Below are 14,857 nucleotides of genomic sequence, written 5' to 3'. Positions count from 1 at the left end.
TATGGGAGAGGCAATAGTCGTCACTTCAGGCAAAGGCGGCGTAGGCAAAACAACTACATCGGCTAATATTGGCACGGCTCTCGCGTTATTGGGGAAGAAAGTCTGTCTGGTGGATACGGACATTGGGCTGCGGAATCTGGACGTGGTGATGGGGCTTGAGAACCGCATTATTTATGATCTGGTCGATGTGGCGGAAGGGCGCTGCCGGCTGAACCAGGCTCTCGTCAAGGACAAGCGGTTTGATGAGCTGTACATGCTGCCTGCCGCACAAACCAAGGACAAAAATTCCGTTACTCCGGAACAGGTCCGTGATATTGTGCTTGAACTGAAGAAAGAATATGAATATGTCATTATTGACTGCCCAGCCGGAATTGAGCAGGGCTTTAAGAATGCGATTGCCGGTGCTGACCGCGCGATCGTCGTAACGACTCCGGAGCATGCCGCAGTGCGGGATGCGGACCGTGTAATCGGGCTGCTGGAAGGCTCGCAGGTGGAAGCGCCGAAGCTGATTGTTAACCGGATTCGTCCGAATATGGTCAAATCAGGTGACATGCTGGACATTGAAGATATTATTCAGGTGCTTAACATTGATTTAATCGGGATCGTTCCCGACGATGAGCATGTCATTAAAGCGGCGAACAGCGGCGAACCGACGGTGATGAACCCGGATTCCTCCGCTGCCATCGCATACCGGAACATTGCCCGCCGCATTTTGGGGGATTCGGTTCCGCTGATGCCGCTCACCCAGAAGAAAGGCGCATTTACAAAATTCAAGAAATTTTTCGGCATGGGAGGCTGAGCGGCCTTTACCGGAACTCATCCGCAGACAAGCTGTCTCCCTTTGAAAGGGTGCTTTCACTAACCGCTGGACGGTTAGGAGGGCACCCTTTTTGTGTGCGCGCCTGTTGTTCATATTCCTGTCCCCTGCTTCATAAGATGTAGCGAACAAGCTCCAGGGAGCCGCAAGCTGTGGAGAGGAGAAGGTATCTGATGGATGTTAAAAACAACGTGAAGAAACGGCGCGAGGAAAGGATCCGGGAGCTGCTGGGCAGAGAAGAACAGGCCCTTCGGCTTTATACACAGTCTTCTTATCCGGAGGATTTTGAACCGTACCGGGAGGCTGGCCAGCCGGCCCGGCAGCAGCCTGTCACATCTGACTCCGGCGGGATGGAAGAGAGAGATCCCGAGCTCATGTGGAAGCAGGGACGGGGATTATGGCGCGAGGATGCCTTTAACGCCCCAATTGCGGGAAGGCCGCCCGGTCCGGGAGGAACGCGTTTCGCGGGATATGACCCCGGCACTTCTGGAGAGCGGTATGATGCTCCCCGCAAAGGATCCTTTTTCCGCGCTTTCATGACAAGGACTTTAATCAGCGCCGTCTTGTTTGGAGGGCTGTGGGGAATTCACCGCTACCATCCGTCCTGGTCAGCACCGCTTGAAAGCTATGTGACGGCATCCCTTCACCAGGAAATGGATTTTCAGGCCGCCGAAGCCTGGTATGAACGCAATTTTGGAGGGGCGCCAAGCTTCATTCCTATATTCGGCAGCAAGAGCGAGCCGCAGCAGCTGGTCCAAAGCGCTCATGGATTTACAATCCCGATCGAGGGTAAGCTTGCCGAGAGCTTTGCGATCAGCCTGAAAGGTGTAGAAATTATCCCAGAATTGGATTCATCGGGCATTCAAGAGGTTAAAAGCGTGGAAACGGGCCGGGTAACAGAGGTTAGTGACGACGCGCTCACGGGCAGAACCGTTGTTGTGCAGCACAGCGGGGGTTATGTATCCGTTTATGGGCGGTTGACGGAGGTGTCAGTATCCAAAGGGGATTGGCTGGAAGGCGGAGAAAGCGTTGGCCGCTATTCCCGGAGCGGAGGTTCCGATACTGTCTATTTTGCCATCAAAAAGGACGGCCTCTACATCGACCCGGCAGAAGTGGTGCCGCTTGATTAAGATTGCCGGAATTCCGGTTTCTTTCCACCCCTTATTTGTTATAATTATGTTAACCTCCGTTCTCACCGGACATTTTGCCGAGCTGATTGTTCTGTTCGGAATCGTATTTGTCCATGAGCTTGGACATGCTGCGGCTGCCCGAATGCTTGGATTAAACGTCCTTTCCATTCAGCTGCTTCCGTTTGGAGGCGTCGCGGCGGTTGAAGACAACGGAACCCTGAGCGCAGCGAAAGAAATCTGGATTGCTGCAGCCGGGCCGCTGCAAAATGTCATCCTGGCAGGCACTGGGCTGCTGGCTCATTTAGCCGGCTTGTGGCAGGGGCCGACATTGGCCTATTTTGTACAAGCTAATATTCTGATCGTCTTATTTAACCTGCTGCCGATTCTTCCGCTGGACGGCGGGAAAATGGCACAGGCGCTGTGCAGCCTCTTCTTGCCTTACCATTCGACCTTGCTGTGGGCGGCGAGAATCAGCGTTGTTTTCAGCGTGCTGCTTATCGCTTATTCTTTCTATCCGCTGCTTAGCCATCAAGGCGTTCAGCTGAACCTGCTGATGGTCGGCATTTTTTTGTTCTACTCCAACTGGGTGGATCATCGGAATATTCCGTTCCGTTTTATCCGCTTTCTGATCGGCAGGCAGCGCCTGTTTGCGGGACAAGATCCATCTGCCAAAAATGCCCAGCCGATTGTCGCAGATGAGACGAAACCTTTGGATACCGTCCTGCGTCTACTTAAGAGAGATAAGTATCATTTTGTTTATGTACTGAACCCGGCGGGAGAGCTTCTGCAGATTGTGCCGGAGCATAAGATCATTGATCTGTTCCTGTCCGGCTGTTTGATTCATGAGTATAAATGACCAGGGTTACATCAAATATATGGGGAAATGGCAGTAGGTGAGAGTATGAAACAAATGGTAGTGCACTACGAACACGGTTCTGCCGAAATGGCGCTGCTCGAAGACGGCCGACTGGTTGAATACGCCGTTGAACGTTCTGACGGGAAAGGGCTTGTAGGCAGTTTGTTCAAGGGACGTGTCGCTAATGTTATCCCGGGGATGCAGGCGGCTTTTATAGATATTGGACAGAAGAAGAATGCTTTCCTGTACATAGACGATTGCCTTTCCCCGCATCTTGAGAAGCAGCCGAAGATCAAACCTTCGATTACAGAGCTGCTTACTCCGGGACAGGAAATTGTGGTACAGGTCACGAAAGACGCGATGGGAACCAAGGGAGCGCGGGTTACAACCCATTATTCGCTGCCGGGACGTTTTATTGTGTATATGCCGACGGCCGGTTATATTGCCATTTCGAAAAAGATTGAGAACGAAGCCGAGCGGAGCCGCCTTAAAGAGATCGGCGAGGAGCTTCGCCAGGAAGAGGAAGGCCTGATCTTCCGCACGATCGTTGAAGACCACGACAGGAGTGCCATAGAAGAGGATCTTGCTCTGCTGCGCAGACAGTGGGAGGACGTGCAGCTGAAATCGCAGCAGTTCGGTGCACCTGCTCTTCTGCACCGCGAGCTCAGCATGGTGCAGCGGCTGATCCGGGACGTCTTCAGCCCGCAGACCGACGAGCTGCTGGTGGACTGTGCTGTTCAGGCGGAGGAAGCAGGCCAATTTTTGGATAATCTGAATCCGGGAACAAAGCCGCAGATCGTCGTGCATAAATCCGCTGTCCCGCTGTTTGAGGCTTATGGAGTGAAGCAGCAGCTGGATAAGGACTTTCAGCGGAAGGTTTGGCTGCCGGATGGAGGTTATCTGATCTGGGATCAGACGGAAGCGATGAACGTCGTAGACGTCAATACAGGAAAATATGTAGGCACGGATTCGCTGGAGGACACCGTATTCCGGACGAACCTTCAGGCGGCGGAGGAAATTGCACGGCTGCTGCGTGTTCGTGACATCGGCGGGATCATTATTATTGATTTCATTGATATGGAGCTTGAAGACCACCGGAATGAGGTGCTTGCGAGATTGCAGACTTGTATGCGCGGCGACCGTACCCAACATCATGTTTTGGGATGGACCCGGCTTGGTCTGGTGGAGATGACCCGCAAGAAAATAAGGGAAAGCGCTGACCGCAAATAGAATCTGGAGCGCCGGAGCTGGGCTTTGATCATTATCTCTGATCATTATATAGGTTGATTTTACGTTTAACCTGTGTTAACATAATCGAGTATGTGTTTCAAGTGCATCTTGTACACATGCTGTAACCGCACCAATCGGGTGCCAAAGTACGCGTGAAACAAAGCGTCACCTGAATTAGGCGAGTCTGAGACATGAGGAGGTGCAAGCAAATGTACGCAATTATCGAAACTGGCGGCAAACAATACCGTGTTCAAGAGGGCGATGTTCTCTACATCGAGAAGCTGAATGCAGCTGATGGTGAAACTGTAACTTTTGACCGTGTATTGGCTGTTTCTAAAGAGAACGGCTTGGTAACAGGAACTCCGGTTGTATCCGGCGCAACTGTAACAGCAAAAGTTGAACGTCATGGTAAAGGTGCTAAGGTTGTTGTATTCAAATACAAGCCTAAGAAGAACTACCACAAAAAGCAAGGTCATCGTCAACCGTACACGAAGGTGACTATTGAGAAAATCCAAGCGTAAGAAGGTGACGATACTTGATTATCGTAACCATCAAACGCGATAAGCAGAAATCCGTAACCGGATTTCGGGTAGAAGGCCATGCGAACTTTGCTGAGGCCGGCAGGGATATTGTTTGTGCTGGTGTTTCCGCTGTTACTGTTGGTTCGGTGAATGCTGTTGAAGAACTAACCGGAATCGTAATGGATTCACGTATGAAGAACGGCTTTTTAAGCGCGGATCTTCCGCTTGCATCTCCCGCTGAGGCCAAGGCTCAAGCTATGCTTCTCTTGTCTGCGCTTGTCGTGATGCTTCGGACTATTGAGCAATCTTATGGGCAGTATATTCAGATAATAGATAGTGACTAATTAAAGAAGGAGGTTGACCAGACATGTTGAAATTGGATCTTCAGTTATTCGCATCCAAGAAAGGTGTAGGTTCCACAAAGAACGGCCGTGACAGTATTTCGAAGCGCCTTGGCGTTAAGCGTGCTGACGGACAAGTGGTTACCGGCGGAAGCATTCTCGTTCGTCAACGCGGAACGAAAATTCATCCGGGCACTAACGTAGGCATCGGCAAAGACGACACTTTGTTCGCCAAAGTGGACGGCGTTGTTAAGTTCGAACGTTGGGGCCGCGATCGCAAGAAAGTGAGCGTGTACCCTGTTGAAGTCGCTCCTGTAGCGGCTGCTGTTGAAGCTTAATAACAAGCCCGAACGGCTTAGAAATCCCCGGCATTTTGCCGGGGATTTTTTTTGAGAACCATCACTGGAAAATTACAGCAGGACGCTCAAGCCGGTCCGTCCAAGGAGTTATTTTTCCAGCAAATCAGGTATAACGCAGCAGCTCACTCCACTTCGAAGATGATACTTTATGTTATACTGTTGTATGTTGGACAGAAAGGTAAAAATGCGTAGAGGATTGAGAATAATCATGAAGGACCGTAGATCGTTAACGATCATAGCCGGAATTCTGCTGCTGATCCCTTTGGTTCTCTTTTATTTTAACCGGTCGGTGGTTGGGCATATTGGCCTTTGTTTGTGGGTTGGAGCTGTGCTGTACGGGTACTGGATATACATCCGCAGGCAGCAGGAAGCGGACAAGCGGCGGCTGGTTGAATCTGTTCAGCGGACAGCAACTTCTACCCTTGCGCGGTACCGGCACGACTGGATGAATGATTTGCAGATTTTGTATGGATATATTCAGCTTGGTAAATATGATAAACTGCGCGGCAGTTTGGACAGAATAAAAGAACGAATGGCCGCGGAGAGCCACATCTCCAGATTGGGCATCCAGCCGCTAGTCTTTTATTTGCAGTCTTTCCGGGAAATGAACCCTTCCGTCCAGCTGGAGGTTTCCATTGAAGAAGGACTGGAGCTCGGGCAGCTGCTGGACCGGGAAGAAGCGGAGAATTGGGCGGAGACCGTCATGGAGACCATCAGAGCCTATCAGTTTGCCGGGCGGTCTTCATGGGGAGAGACGCTGCAGCTTAATATGTCCATTTACCGGGAAGGCGGCGAAGTCGTGGTCCGCTTTGAGCTGGAGGGCGGCTCGGGGAATTCGGAGCTGTTAAAGGCCAATACGCTTAAAGCGATCCGGGGCAAGCGGATTTATGCGAAGGAAGAAGCCATGCAGAAAGGGGTTTGTGAACTCCGGATGCCGCTGGCAATTTAAAAGAGGTGGAAGAATATGTTCGTAGATAAAGCGAAAATTTATGTGAAGGGCGGCGACGGCGGCGACGGAATCGTCTCCTTCCGGCGGGAGAAGTACGTTCCCGAAGGAGGTCCTGCCGGCGGTGACGGAGGAAGAGGCGGCAGTGTTATTTTTCGTGTAGACGAAGGACTGCGGACCCTGATGGATTTCCGCTACCAGCGCCACTTCAAGGCACAGCGCGGTGAGAAGGGCCGCAATAAGAGCCAGCACGGAGCGGGCGCAGAGGATATGATCGTCCGGATTCCGCCGGGCACCGTCATTATTGATGATGAATCCCAGGAAGTGCTGGCGGATATGACCCGCCACGGCCAGCAGGTCGTCGTAGCCCGCGGCGGAAGAGGCGGACGGGGCAACATCCGGTTCGCTACGCCAAGCAATCCGGCTCCCGAGCTGGCTGAGAACGGGGAGGAAGGCGAGGAGCGCTGGATCATTCTGGAGCTCAAGGTCATGGCCGATGTCGGCCTTGTCGGATTTCCGAGCGTGGGCAAATCCACGCTGCTGTCTGTCGTTTCCGCGGCGCAGCCGAAGATCGGCGCGTACCATTTTACAACGATTACTCCGAATTTGGGGGTTGTCAGTGTTGGTGAGGGGCGCAGCTTTGTGATGGCCGATCTTCCGGGACTGATTGAAGGCGCACACGAAGGTGTAGGCCTGGGCCATGAATTCCTGCGGCATGTTGAACGTACTCGCGTCATCATTCATGTGGTGGATATGGCAGGTTCGGAAGGCCGTGACCCGTTTGACGACTGGGTGAAGATCAACGATGAGCTGAAGCAGTATAATGCTGAGCTTGAGAACCGCCCGCAGATCGTAGCGGCCAACAAAATGGATATGCCGGAGGCGGAAGAGAATTTGGAAGTGTTCCGCAAGAAAGTTGCCGAGCTCCGGCCTGATTTGATGATTATGCCGATCTCTTCCCTGACCCGCCAAGGGGTCAAAGAGCTTATGTACAAAACTGCGGATCTGCTGGATCAGATTCCGGAAGCCCCTGCTATTGAAGAGGTAAGCGCTCTGGAAGAGCGGAAAATCTACAAGCTGGATAAAGAGGAAGACAACAGCTTTACGATTACCCGTGACAATGAGGCTTATGTGGTTTCCTGCCCGCGTGTTGAACGGATGATGAAGCGGATGCAGCTGAACTCCCATGATGCTATTCTCAAGCTTGCCCGGACGATGCGCCATATGGGCATTGATGATGAGCTGCGCAAACGCGGGGCTACGGATGGCACGATCGTGCGGATCGGCGATTTTGAATTTGAATTTGTAGAAGGCAGCAGCTACTACTATTAATTTTATACTGTCTTTTCATATTGGCATGGCATGAAAGCTGTTGTTCTCCAGGTAACGGGGCGGCAGCTTTTCTTTTATTAAGGCGTTTCTCTATTGCTTACATAGGATGTATAGGTTATAATGTCCACTATATAAAAACAAAAGTCTTTAAGGAGAGGACGATATTGCGGGAACGTTATTATCTGGTCCGAGAGGATGTTCTGCCGGAAGCAGTGCTTAAGACGCTTCAGGTGAAGCAGCTGCTTGCAAGCGGTAATGTCAAAACCGTACATGAAGCGGTTGAACAGGTTGGCTTAAGCCGAAGCGCTTTTTACAAATATAAAGATGGCATCCATCAGCTGAATCAGCTGGAACGTGATCGGATCGTTACCATTTCCCTTGACCTCGAACACAGGTCCGGTATCTTATCCCAGATGCTGGCGCTGGTGGCCAGCTTTGGGGGGAACGTGCTTACCATCAACCAAAGTATTCCTCTTCAAGGGGTGGCGAATGTGGTTATTTCCGTGGAGACGTCCAGGCTGACAGAAGAGCTGGATGAAATGCTGGGCAAGCTGCGGGGAGTTCAGGGAGTCCGAAAGGTTCAGATTATCGGCCAGGGATAGTTTGGACGCACCGGACTATTAATAGTTTACAGAGATACTAAGGAGCGGAGGGGATCAGTTGAAAGCCATAAAGGTTGGTCTGCTAGGACTTGGAACTGTCGGAACGGGTGTTGTGCGTATCGTTGAGAAGCATCAGGAGGATCTGCTCAGTCAGGTCGGCTCTCCTATTCAAATTGAGAAGATTGCTGTGAAGAATTTAAAGAAGGAACGCAGCATTTCAGTCGATTCCAGCGTTCTTACCGAGGACCCGTGGGAGGTTATCCGCCACCCCGAGATTGATGTCATTGTTGAAGTAATGGGCGGAATCAATGAAACCAAAACTTATTTGCTGGAGGCGCTCGCGCTCGGCAAACATATCATCACAGCTAACAAAGATCTGATGGCGCTGTACGGGAGTGAAATTCTGGCCAAGGCGCTTGAGCATCAATGCGACGTCTTCTATGAGGCGAGCGTGGCCGGCGGCATTCCCATCATCCGGACGCTGATTGAGGGCTTCTCCTCGGACCGGATTACAAAGATTATGGGGATTGTCAATGGAACCACAAACTATATTTTATCGAAAATGAGCCGGGAAAGCGCATCTTATGAGGATGTTCTTAAAGAGGCCCAGCAGCTCGGTTATGCCGAATCGGATCCGACCTCTGATGTTGAAGGGCTGGATGCAGCCAGAAAAATGGCCATTTTGAGTACTTTAGGCTTCCGTACAAATGTCGAGCTTAAAGACGTAAGCGTCCGAGGCATTTCTTCCGTCTCGAAAGAGGATATCACTTATGCGAAGCAGCTTGGCTATGAGATGAAGCTTCTCGGCATTGCGGAATGCCATGATGACGGGCTTTCGATCAGCGTCCAGCCTACCATGGTTAAGGCTTCCCACCCGATCGCGGCAGTCGGCGGCGTTTATAATGCTGTATATGTTCATGGGGAAGCAGTGGGAGAGACGATGTTTTACGGGGCTGGGGCAGGCGAGCTGCCAACGGCAACCTCAGTTGTTGCTGACTTGATCGCTGTTATCAAGAATATGAAGCTTGGCGTAACCGGGCTGAAGGCCATTGTTCCTTATAAGGAAAAGAAACTGCGGGCAGATGAACGGATTTTCTATAAGAATTTTCTGCTGCTTCAGGTGGATGACAAGGCCGGTGTACTGGCGCAGATTACCCAGGTTTTTGCTGAATACGAGGTCAGCCTTGATTCTGTCATTCAGACGCCAAATGCCCAGCAGCCTGGGGCGGAGATTATGATTGTAACGCATCTGGCGAACAAGGCGAGCATGGATAAAGTCGTGAAGCATTTTGAATCGATGAGCGTCATCCGCCGGATCAAAAGCATATACCGGGTAGAAGGCTGATTGTCGTTCTTACAAATTACCAATATAGAGCTATTTAATTGAACAAGGGAGCTGGAGATTAATGAGATACCAAGGATTGCTGCACACTTACAAAGAATTTCTGCCTGTAACGGAACGTACGCCAATGCTGACTCTTCAGGAGGGAAATACTCCGCTTGTGCGGGCTGAGAACCTCTCGGAGGAGCTCGGACTCGACCTCTATTTCAAATATGAAGGCTTGAATCCGACAGGAAGCTTTAAGGACAGAGGCATGGTGATGGCCGTCGCCAAAGCGGCTGAAGAAGGCAGCCAGACGATCATGTGCGCTTCCACAGGGAATACATCTGCCGCTGCTGCTGCATATGCTGCAAGACTTGGTATTAACTGCATCGTTCTTATTCCGAATAATAACATCGCGCTGGGCAAGCTTGCTCAGGCCATGATTTATGGAGCCAAGGTTATTGCCATTGAGGGCAACTTTGACCGGGCGCTTGAAATTGTACGCGAAATTACGGCCAAACATCCAATCACGCTGGTGAACTCGGTGAATCCATACCGGATCGAAGGACAGAAGACCGCTGCTTTCGAGGTGTGCGACCAGCTTGGCGGCGCTCCGGACGTACTGGCGATTCCGGTGGGGAATGCCGGGAACATTTCTGCCTACTGGAAAGGCTTTAAAGAATATCATGCCAATGGAAAAATCAATTCCTTGCCGCGTATGGTCGGCTTTGAAGCCGAGGGAGCGATGGCGATCGTCAAAGGCGAGCCGATTCTGGAGCCGGAGACAGTAGCGACAGCCATCCGGATCGGGAACCCGGCGAGCTGGAAGACAGCTGTTGCCGCTGCCGAGGAGTCGGACGGCCAAATCAATTACGTAACAGACGAGGAAATTTTAAGTGCGTACCGGACGATTGCAGCGCGCGAAGGCATCTTTGCTGAGCCGGCTTCCGCAGCTTCTGTGGCAGGGGTGTATAAGCTGAAGCGCGAGGGCTACTTCAAAGGCGGAGAGAGAGTAGTTTGTGTGCTTACAGGCCACGGCTTGAAAGATCCTAACATTGCGATCAAAAGCATCGGCGGAGAGCCGCTTGTCGTTAAGGATAAAGAAGAAGCCGTAATGGAAGCTATCTCCAAACTGGAAGGTAAGAGCGTATGATCAAGGCTCAAGGAGTAAGGATTCGGGTTCCGGCCAGCACGGCCAATCTTGGACCCGGATTCGATACGCTGGGCATGGCATTGTCCTTGTATGCCTGGATCGAGATGAAGCCGGCTGAGCAAACCAAATTTTACTTGTACGGAGAAGAGCTGAAGGGCATTCCCCAAGACAAAAGCAACCTCGTTTACAAATTGGCGCAGAGGGTATTTGAAGAAGCGGGTGTATCCGTCCCTGAGCTTGAAATATCCATGGCTTCCGAAATTCCCTTGACCCGGGGCTTGGGAAGCAGCGCTTCGGCAATCGTTGGTGCGCTTTATGCGGCTAATGAATTGATCGGCGCCCCTCTTTCGGCAGATAAGCTGTTTGACATGGCTGCCGCGATTGAGAAGCATCCGGATAATGTGGGAGCTTCCTTGTTCGGAGGAATAATTTCGGCTGTGTGGGACGGAGAACGCGCGCATTATCTGCGTATAGAACCGCCTAAGGAGCTGCGGGCCCTGGCCGCGGTTCCTTCCTTTTGGCTGGCTACCGAGCAGGCGCGGTCGATTCTGCCGGAGACTTTTTCAATGGAAGACACGGTTTACAATGTGAGCAGGGCTGCTCTTCTCACTGGAGCATTTGCAGCCGGAAGACTTGATCTTATTGCTGAGGCCATGAAGGATCGAATTCACCAGCCTTACCGGGCGCCCCTGATTCCGGGAATGGACCGGATACTGAAAGAGGCGGTCAACCATGGTGCCCTTGGCGCTGCGCTCAGCGGTGCGGGCCCTACGCTGCTGGCTTTAACAAGCCGGAGCTCAGACCGCTGCAGTGAACTTGAAGCTTTTATATCGGATGTATTAGGCGAACATGGCATTGAAGCCAAAATGTTATGGCTCGATCCGAGCTCGGAAGGAGTCCGCTGCCTGCTGAGCCATGAGCAAGCTCCGTTTAACGCGGGCAGTCTGGTTTAACTTTTTTTGGAGGAAATAACGGGGCTTAAACAAGCTGTGGTTATGCAGCAAGCCTGACTCCATGCTTATGAGATGCAAAGGGGAAATTTGATGAGAACAGTTGCGCTGCTTCCGGAGGGTACAGTTTCGCATGAAGCTGTTCTGTACCTGTTCGGGAATGAGCCGGTCCAGCTCAAGCATTACAAACAGATATCGGACGTCTTCCTGTCTGTGGCGAACGGAGAAGCTGATTTCAGCGTAATTCCGGTGGAAAATACAATTGAAGGCTCGGTAAGCCTCCATATGGATTGGCTCGTCCATGAAGTGGATGTGCCTATGCAGCTTGAATGGGTATACCCGTCGATTCAAAATTTGATCGGACGCAGAAACGAATTCGAATCGGAAGAAAGCCTGGATTACTCCAAAGTAAAACGTGTTCTCTCTCATCCAGTGGCCATGGCTCAGTGCCAGCAGTTTATCAGAAGCCGGATGCCGCAGGCTGAGCTTGAGAATGTCGGCAGTACAGCTGAAGCCATTCAAAGCGTTGCCGGGCATCCGGGCGAAGGCTGGGCGGCGATCGGTACCGCGCTTGGCGCACAAAGATATGGACTGGACACCCTGGCCCGCCGGGTCACGGATCATAACAATAATTTTACCCGGTTTGTCTTGATTGGCCCTGGTCCGATTGAACTTTTCGGCCGCCAGGCCACACAGAAAACAAGCATTCTGGTTACGCTGCCCGCCGACTTCCCTGGTGCGCTTCACCAGGTATTGTCCGCCTTTGCATGGCGCAAGCTCAACTTATCGCGGATTGAATCACGGCCGACCAAAAAGAAGCTTGGCAGCTATTATTTTTATATGGACGTGCTTGAAAATATAGACTCCATCCTGCTCGGTGCCGCCATTTCGGAGATCGAGGCGCTGGGCTGTCAGGTCAGGGTTCTGGGCTCATATCCCAGCTATCCCTACGACGAGGAGTAAACAGCGGATAACCTTTCGGAACCCTTATGGGGAAGCCGGAAGGTTTTTTTTAGTTTTGAGGATAACAATTTCCGGGCAGGTGCATAGGATGTATCAATGGGAAACGGGCTAATATCACGGCCCAAGAAGATTAGGAGGTTTTTGCCGCGTGAAAATACACATGGTCAAAGAGGGCGATACGTTATATGAACTTTCGAAAAAGTATGCTGTGCCTCTGCAAACATTGATAGACGCCAATCCGCAAATCACCAACCCGGATGTACTGATGGTTGGGGACAAAGTAAAGATTCCTTCCTCGGCCGTACCTGTCGGCAATGACGAAAACGTCATTTATAAACATGTCGTCAAACAGGGGGATACGCTTTGGAAGCTTTCAAAGGCCTGGGGCGTATCGCTGAAGTCGTTGATTGATGCGAATTCGCAGCTTAAGAGTCCGAACGCCTTGCTTGCCGGAGAAGTTGTAAACATCCCGGGTGGCGGGCAGGAGCCGGAGCAGTCGTCTGAACAAGCGCCGCAGCAGGCGTCTGAAACAGCACCAGAATCACAGACTGGCACCGGCACGGGCGGAACGGTCGGCAGCGGCAAGAAAAATACTGCGCCAAAGACGCCGACAGAGCCTGTTCCCGTTCCAGTTGAACCTGCGCCAGTAGAGCCTATAGCTGAAACCCCTGCACCGGCTCAGCCTGTTCCTGAACAGCCTGCAGTTCCGATTCCGGTTGCCCCTGCTCCTGAACCGCCAAAGAATGAAATTCATTATGAATTCGAATTTTCCGAATTGATCATGCAGCAGCCGACGCATTTTGAATACGTTAATACAATCCCTCAGTATACGCCGGCTCCTCCTGTTCAAGAAAAACCTTGCGGCTGCTCGGACACCAAGCCTGCAGAAAATAGTTATATGATGCCGTATCAGCATATGGCACCACAAGCTGCTTCTTACTATGATTTTCCTAATATGCCTATGACTAACGAGTCTCCAGCCTATACGTCACCGGCTAATACAGCACCTAATTTGGGCCCGATAAACTATATGCCATCGAATATATCTCCTGCTGACTACGCACCTAACCTTGCTCCAGTTTATTACGCTCCTGTTAACATCGCCCCAGCTTATGCTGCTCCAAATGCTGCTCCTAATCTTTCGCCTTTCCAGTATATGCCTAATGCGGTTCCGTCGAATCTCGGCCCTTATTCACCGTTTAACAACAGCGCTCCGAATTTGTCTCCATCCCAGATTTCTCCGATGAACGCTGAAAATAACAGTATGCTTCCTCAATTGGAATCTTACAGCGGCGGATATCCGGGAATTACAAATGATCCGTACAATCCGTATACGGGAAGCATGCCGAATATGGTATCGCCGGAAATGTATGCGCCTAACTCCAATTCATTTATGCCTCAGCCATGCGGCTGCGGGGAAGGAATGCCGGCAGGCTATCCTGCTCAAACGTTTCCTGCCTATGCTCCGGAAGGAAACCAAGGAGGCTGGAATATTCCGTCTCAACTGAACTACGAAGCAGCACCGGGAACCTATCAGGCTCCTTACTGGAATATGCAGCAGCCGCAATACCCGGCCGGATATCCTTATGGATTTAACACTCAGGGATTTATGCCGGATGCCTATTCATCCTATGGCAATCCCTATGGGTTCATGGTTCCAGGCGCGCCAATCGGGGGAACCGGAGTGCGTGAGGAGAATGAATACACATCTGCGGAATTTGCCGGTGCAGGCAGTGAAGAACAAAGCTTGAATGCCCAATTCCAAGCGAATAGAGCCGATACGGAAAAAGTAAAGGTCTCAACTCAGCCTGCTGAGAAAAGAACTGCAAAAAAACAATCAAGAACTCCGGAGAAAAATGCTAAAGCCCGCAGCACTTCAAACAAGGCAAAGAGCCGGAGAAACCCCTGGATCGGCAATTAATAATAATTAATAAAGAGGAAGCGGATAAAGCGGAGCTATTGCTTCGCTTTATTTTTGTTAGGGTAATATGCGGCGATACTTTTGCTGCTTACAAGTGATATAAAATGATTTAATAAAAAGCTTGCATGCTTACCAGGACGTGTGATATTATATAAGTCCGGCCAAGTTAAAAGTCATTTTCGACAAGTGAGAAAAAATGTCGAAAAAAAAGACTTGCAATATCGACTGGAAGATGATAAGATATAAGAGTTGTTAAAGAAGTTTAAGAAAACAGCGACAACGAAAAAAAACTTGATCTTTGAAAACTGAACAACGAGTGAGAAATAAACAACGAGTAACAACTCGTCAGATTCAAAATGAGCTACAAACTTTACTTTTATGGAGAGTTTGATCCTGGCTCAGGACGAACGCT

General features: G+C 51.0%; 15 protein-coding genes and 1 other annotated feature. All 15 genes read left to right on the top strand.

Features of this window, described 5'->3' with window-relative positions; all coding sequences use genetic code 11:
* Position 1 precedes the first annotated feature (1 nt).
* Positions 2–799, top strand: coding sequence for a septum site-determining protein MinD (gene minD / locus FCN15_RS17305; protein ID WP_138496235.1), 798 nt, complete (start codon positions 2–4; stop codon positions 797–799).
* Positions 800–990: 191 nt separating this feature from the next.
* Complete coding sequence (locus FCN15_RS17300; RefSeq protein WP_138496234.1) at positions 991–1,947, top strand: M23 family metallopeptidase; 957 nt, start codon at positions 991–993, stop codon at positions 1,945–1,947.
* A 46-nt stretch (positions 1,948–1,993) separates the two neighbouring features.
* Positions 1,994–2,803 (top strand): M50 family metallopeptidase, encoded by an 810-nt coding sequence (locus tag FCN15_RS17295; RefSeq protein WP_338044384.1) that lies wholly within the window; start codon positions 1,994–1,996, stop codon positions 2,801–2,803.
* Positions 2,804–2,848: 45 nt separating this feature from the next.
* Positions 2,849–4,033 (top strand): Rne/Rng family ribonuclease, encoded by a 1,185-nt coding sequence (locus tag FCN15_RS17290; protein ID WP_138496232.1) that lies wholly within the window; start codon positions 2,849–2,851, stop codon positions 4,031–4,033.
* A 113-nt stretch (positions 4,034–4,146) separates the two neighbouring features.
* Positions 4,147–4,229, top strand: a sequence feature (ribosomal protein L21 leader region).
* Positions 4,230–4,242: 13 nt separating this feature from the next.
* The gene (rplU, locus tag FCN15_RS17285) at positions 4,243–4,554 is read left to right on the top strand and encodes a 50S ribosomal protein L21 (protein WP_138496231.1); all 312 of its coding nucleotides are present in this window, start codon (positions 4,243–4,245) and stop codon (positions 4,552–4,554) included.
* Between the two features lie 14 nt (positions 4,555–4,568).
* Positions 4,569–4,898: a ribosomal-processing cysteine protease Prp gene (locus FCN15_RS17280; RefSeq protein WP_138496230.1), complete on the top strand. Its 330-nt coding sequence runs from the start codon at positions 4,569–4,571 to the stop codon at positions 4,896–4,898.
* Between the two features lie 23 nt (positions 4,899–4,921).
* Positions 4,922–5,233, top strand: coding sequence for a 50S ribosomal protein L27 (gene rpmA, locus FCN15_RS17275; protein ID WP_138496229.1), 312 nt, complete (start codon positions 4,922–4,924; stop codon positions 5,231–5,233).
* A 229-nt stretch (positions 5,234–5,462) separates the two neighbouring features.
* Complete coding sequence (locus FCN15_RS17270; protein WP_138496228.1) at positions 5,463–6,203, top strand: Spo0B domain-containing protein; 741 nt, start codon at positions 5,463–5,465, stop codon at positions 6,201–6,203.
* Positions 6,204–6,218: 15 nt separating this feature from the next.
* Complete coding sequence (gene obgE / locus FCN15_RS17265) at positions 6,219–7,532, top strand: GTPase ObgE (protein WP_138496227.1); 1,314 nt, start codon at positions 6,219–6,221, stop codon at positions 7,530–7,532.
* 164 nt (positions 7,533–7,696) lie between these two features.
* Complete coding sequence (locus tag FCN15_RS17260; RefSeq protein WP_138496226.1) at positions 7,697–8,134, top strand: ACT domain-containing protein; 438 nt, start codon at positions 7,697–7,699, stop codon at positions 8,132–8,134.
* A 58-nt stretch (positions 8,135–8,192) separates the two neighbouring features.
* Positions 8,193–9,479 carry a homoserine dehydrogenase gene (locus FCN15_RS17255; RefSeq protein WP_138496225.1) on the top strand — a complete coding sequence of 429 codons (1,287 nt, stop codon included), beginning with the start codon at positions 8,193–8,195 and terminating at the stop codon, positions 9,477–9,479.
* 61 nt (positions 9,480–9,540) lie between these two features.
* Entirely contained in the window at positions 9,541–10,611 is a 1,071-nt protein-coding gene (gene thrC, locus FCN15_RS17250) for a threonine synthase (protein ID WP_138496224.1), read from the top strand.
* Positions 10,608–11,564 carry a homoserine kinase gene (gene thrB, locus FCN15_RS17245; protein WP_138496223.1) on the top strand — a complete coding sequence of 319 codons (957 nt, stop codon included), beginning with the start codon at positions 10,608–10,610 and terminating at the stop codon, positions 11,562–11,564. The genes thrC and thrB overlap by 4 nt, the downstream gene beginning before the upstream one ends.
* Before the next feature lie 90 nt (positions 11,565–11,654).
* Positions 11,655–12,524, top strand: coding sequence for a prephenate dehydratase (gene pheA, locus FCN15_RS17240; RefSeq protein WP_138496222.1), 870 nt, complete (start codon positions 11,655–11,657; stop codon positions 12,522–12,524).
* A 148-nt stretch (positions 12,525–12,672) separates the two neighbouring features.
* Positions 12,673–14,445: a LysM peptidoglycan-binding domain-containing protein gene (locus FCN15_RS17235; protein WP_138496221.1), complete on the top strand. Its 1,773-nt coding sequence runs from the start codon at positions 12,673–12,675 to the stop codon at positions 14,443–14,445.
* Positions 14,446–14,857: the final 412 nt, after the last annotated feature.

It is taken from the genome of Paenibacillus pinistramenti (genome assembly GCF_005869875.1).
In the GTDB taxonomy this organism is placed as follows: Bacteria; Bacillota; Bacilli; order Paenibacillales; family Paenibacillaceae; genus Fontibacillus; species Fontibacillus pinistramenti.
Note: the sequence above shows the minus strand (reverse complement) of the source record. Positions and strands in the feature narration are given on the sequence as shown.

Excerpts from the sequence above, each read along its gene's own strand:
- minD (WP_138496235.1), top strand. The coding sequence starts at position 2 with ATGGGAGAGGCAATAGTCGTCACTTCAGGCAAAGGCGGCGTAGGCAAA.
- FCN15_RS17300 (WP_138496234.1), top strand. The coding sequence starts at position 991 with ATGGATGTTAAAAACAACGTGAAGAAACGGCGCGAGGAAAGGATCCGG.
- FCN15_RS17295 (WP_338044384.1), top strand. The coding sequence starts at position 1,994 with ATGTTAACCTCCGTTCTCACCGGACATTTTGCCGAGCTGATTGTTCTG.
- FCN15_RS17290 (WP_138496232.1), top strand. The coding sequence starts at position 2,849 with ATGAAACAAATGGTAGTGCACTACGAACACGGTTCTGCCGAAATGGCG.
- rplU (WP_138496231.1), top strand. The coding sequence starts at position 4,243 with ATGTACGCAATTATCGAAACTGGCGGCAAACAATACCGTGTTCAAGAG.
- rpmA (WP_138496229.1), top strand. The coding sequence starts at position 4,922 with ATGTTGAAATTGGATCTTCAGTTATTCGCATCCAAGAAAGGTGTAGGT.
- FCN15_RS17270 (WP_138496228.1), top strand. The coding sequence starts at position 5,463 with ATGAAGGACCGTAGATCGTTAACGATCATAGCCGGAATTCTGCTGCTG.
- obgE (WP_138496227.1), top strand. The coding sequence starts at position 6,219 with ATGTTCGTAGATAAAGCGAAAATTTATGTGAAGGGCGGCGACGGCGGC.
- thrC (WP_138496224.1), top strand. The coding sequence starts at position 9,541 with ATGAGATACCAAGGATTGCTGCACACTTACAAAGAATTTCTGCCTGTA.
- thrB (WP_138496223.1), top strand. The coding sequence starts at position 10,608 with ATGATCAAGGCTCAAGGAGTAAGGATTCGGGTTCCGGCCAGCACGGCC.
- pheA (WP_138496222.1), top strand. The coding sequence starts at position 11,655 with ATGAGAACAGTTGCGCTGCTTCCGGAGGGTACAGTTTCGCATGAAGCT.